General features: G+C 37.5%; 3 protein-coding genes. All 3 read left to right on the top strand.

Annotated features, from left to right (window positions below; genetic code table 11):
• Window positions 1-271, top strand: a 271-nt coding sequence (locus PX482_RS10455; RefSeq protein WP_288122414.1) for a DUF29 domain-containing protein, incomplete at its 5' end; no start/stop codon positions are given.
• 210 nt (window positions 272-481) lie between these two features.
• Window positions 482-3,235, top strand: coding sequence for a DNA methyltransferase (locus PX482_RS10450; RefSeq protein ID WP_288122413.1), 2,754 nt, complete (start codon window positions 482-484; stop codon window positions 3,233-3,235).
• Window positions 3,236-3,316: 81 nt separating this feature from the next.
• Window positions 3,317-3,448: a hypothetical protein gene (locus tag PX482_RS10445; protein ID WP_288122412.1), complete on the top strand. Its 132-nt coding sequence runs from the start codon at window positions 3,317-3,319 to the stop codon at window positions 3,446-3,448.
• The last annotated feature ends 174 nt before the right edge of the window (window positions 3,449-3,622 follow it).

The following is a 3,622-nucleotide window of genomic DNA, read 5'->3' as shown; positions in this document are numbered from 1 at the left end:
GCTATTGCTTCACCTCCTTAAATGGAAGTATCAACCCTCTAAACGTTCTCATAATTGGCAGTATTCTATCACCGAACAATGTTTGAGATTGTTAGAATTTTTTGAAGATAGTCCCAGTCTCAAGGTATATTTTAAGGAAGTTTTTGATCAGTGTTATCAAAATGCTTGCCTACTTGCCGCTAGAGAAACAGGGTTAGATAAAAAAACTTTTCCTGATATCTGTCCTTTTGCCAAAATTGATATCCTCAATCCTGAATATCTACCGGATTAATACTAAGTAGGTGGGTATTAAAAAGTTTCAGATACCCCCGCCTATCGGCACCCCCCTTATTAAGGGGGGCAGGGGGGATCGAACCTAAAATTCATGTTTAATTTAATTATAACCAGCTACTTATCTGTATCCCTTACTGACTGCATCTGGCTCCCTACACCATTTTCTACTATCTTTGAGCAAACCCGCGAAAGATAAGGAGTTAAAACTATGCCTTTAAGTTGGAATGAAATTAAAAATCGCGCGATTACCTTTCAAAAAGAGTGGCAAGGAGAGACTTCAGAAAAAGCAGAATCTCAATCTTTTTGGAATGAGTTTTTTCATGTCTTTGGCATTTCACGGCGTAGGGTAGCCAGTTTTGAGCAACCGATAAAAAAAGCAGATAATAAACAGGGTTTTATTGATTTACTCTGGAAAGGAACGATTTTAGTTGAGCATAAATCGAAGGGGAAAGATTTAGAAAAAGCCACACAACAGGCTAAGGATTATTTTCCCAATTTAAAGGAACATGAGTTACCGCGTTATATTTTAGTATCGGATTTTCAACGGTTTAAATTATATGATTTAGATTCGGGCAATCAATGGGAATTTGAATTAAGTAATTTTGTTGATAACGTTCATTTATTTGATTTTATTGCTGGTTATGAAAAGCGAGTTTATAAAGACGAAGATCCCGTCAATATTCAAGCCGCCGAGTTAATGGGAAAACTTCATGATTGCCTCAAAGAAATTGGTTATATAGGGCATGATTTGGAAGTTTATCTAGTGCGTTTATTATTTTGTTTATTTGCCGATGATACGGGTATTTTTAATAAGGGGATTTTCTGGGAATATATCGATCTACATACCAAGGAAGATGGTAGTGATTTGGCGATGCACATTGATGCTATTTTTCAGGTTTTGAATACACCAGAAGAAAAAAGATTAAAAAATCTCGATGAAAATTTAACTCAATTTCCCTACATAAATGGCAAGTTATTTGAGGAGTCTTTACCTTTAGCGGCTTTTGATAGCAAGATGCGAGTCATGTTATTAGAAGCTTGTGCTTTTGATTGGGGAAAAATTTCCCCTGCTATTTTTGGCTCTATGTTTCAAGCGGTAATGAATCCAAAAGAGCGACGCAATTTAGGGGCGCATTATACCTCCGAGAAAAATATTCAAAAGGTGATTAAACCGTTATTTTTAGATGATTTACACAGGGAATTTGAGAAGATTAAAGGCAATCGCAATAAATTACTAGAATTTCAGAAAAAGATTGCTAATTTATATTTTCTCGATCCTGCCTGTGGTTGCGGCAATTTTTTAATTATTACCTATCGGGAGTTACGCGATTTAGAGATTTTGGTATTACAGGAGTTAGATAAAACGGGGCAGTTAGTAATAGATATTAGTAGGATTATTCAGGTAGATGTCAATCAGTTTGCTGGTATTGAATACGATGAGTTTGCGGTGAGGGTGGCTGAGGTGGCAATGTGGTTAATTGATCATCAGATGAATATTAAAGTTAGTAATACTTTTGGTCAATATTTTGTGCGTTTGCCATTGAAAAAAGCGGCAAAGATTGTTCATGGAAATGCCTTACGGATTGATTGGGAGGAAATTGTATCAAAAGAAAAGCTCAATTTTATTTTAGGGAATCCTCCTTTTGTGGGGAAACAGTTACAAAATGCCGACCAAAAGGCTGACATGAATAATGTTTTAGGCGAAGTTAAAGGAGCAGGTGTTTTAGATTATGTGACGGCATGGTATATTAAAGCGGCTGAATTTATTCAAAATAGTTTAATTCGTTGCGCTTTAGTTAGTACAAATTCTATTTCTCAGGGTGAACAAGTTGGTGTTCTTTGGCAAGAGCTTTATCAAAAATATAAAATAAAAATTCATTTTGCCTATCGAACTTTTAGCTGGAGTAATGAAGCAAAAGGAAACGCCGCAGTTCATTGTGTTATTATTGGTTTTGGGCTAGAAGATATTGACAATAAACGTATTTTTGATTATGCTGATATTAAAGGTGAACCAACAGAAAGAAAGGTTAAAAATATTAATCCTTACCTGACAGAAGGAAATGATTTAATCATTTTAAAGAAAATAAAACCCATTTGTAACGTGCCTGAAATGATCAAAGGCAGCCAACCTACAGATGGTGGTAATCTTCTGATGAATGACGAGGAAAAAGAACAGTATATTCGACAAGAACCCGCAGGAGAAAAATTTATTAAGCCTTTTATTTCTGCTGATGAGTTTCTGAATAATAAAAGACGCTGGTGTTTTTGGTTAACAGAAATACAGCCTAAAGAATTAAAGCAGTTGCCTCTATTATTAAAAAGAGTAGAAGCTGTTAAAGAAATGCGTTTGGCTAGTTCTAAAGTTGCGACAATTAAATGGTCGCAGTTCCCAACATTATTTACTGAAAATAGACAGCCAAAAACCAGCTATATTTTAATACCAAGTCACTCTTCGGAGAATAGAAAATATATTCCGTTCGGTTTCTTTAGTCCAGATTATATTGCTAATAATAGTTGTCTCTTTGTTGCCAGTGCTGATTTATATTTATTTGGTATTCTTACTTCAGCAATGCACATGACATGGGTTAAATATGTTTGCGGACGATTAAAAAGTGATTACCGTTATTCAAACACCATCGTTTATAATAACTACCCCTTTCCAGAAAATATCACCGACAAACAAAAACAAACCGTTGAAACTTGCGCTCAAGCTGTGCTAGATACTAGGGTAAAATATCCCGATAGTAGCCTTGCGGATTTATACGATCCTTTAACCATGCCTCCGGACTTGCTCAAAGCTCACCAAAAACTTGACAAAGCCGTTGATTTGTGTTATCGTCCCCAACCCTTTACCAGTGAATTAAACCGTATTGAATACCTCTTTGAACTCTACGAAAAATTAACCGCTCCCCTACTCCCTACCAGCAAACAAAAACCCTCGAAAAGAAAAAATCCTCAATAACGAAGGCAAAAGGCAAAAGGCAACAGGCAAAAGGCAAAAGGCAAAAGGCAAAAGGCAAAAGGCAAAAGGCAAAAAGCAGCTTTGTTCTCCTCATCACCCCACACCCCACACCCCATCACCCCAAACCCCATCCCTCCACCCCCCCCAACCCACCCCCCCCCCCCACACCCCCCACCCCACCCCCCACCCCCCACACCCCACACCCATCCCTAAGCGCCGCAATTCCGGAGATTATATAAAAAAACACCCAGAACAATCGAGGTGATGGACAATACTAAAGGTTGTGTAGGTCATCAGAAAAGCCCTTTCAGGGTAAAATACTATGAAACTAGCGTCACGAGTCAATCAAGTTACTCCCTCCCTTTCCCTAGCTATCGACTCTCTGGC

This window comes from Microcystis sp. M53602_WE12 (genome assembly GCF_030065455.1).
GTDB lineage: Bacteria > Cyanobacteriota > Cyanobacteriia > Cyanobacteriales > Microcystaceae > Microcystis > Microcystis aeruginosa.
This window is presented reverse-complemented; position numbering and strand designations above follow the sequence as displayed.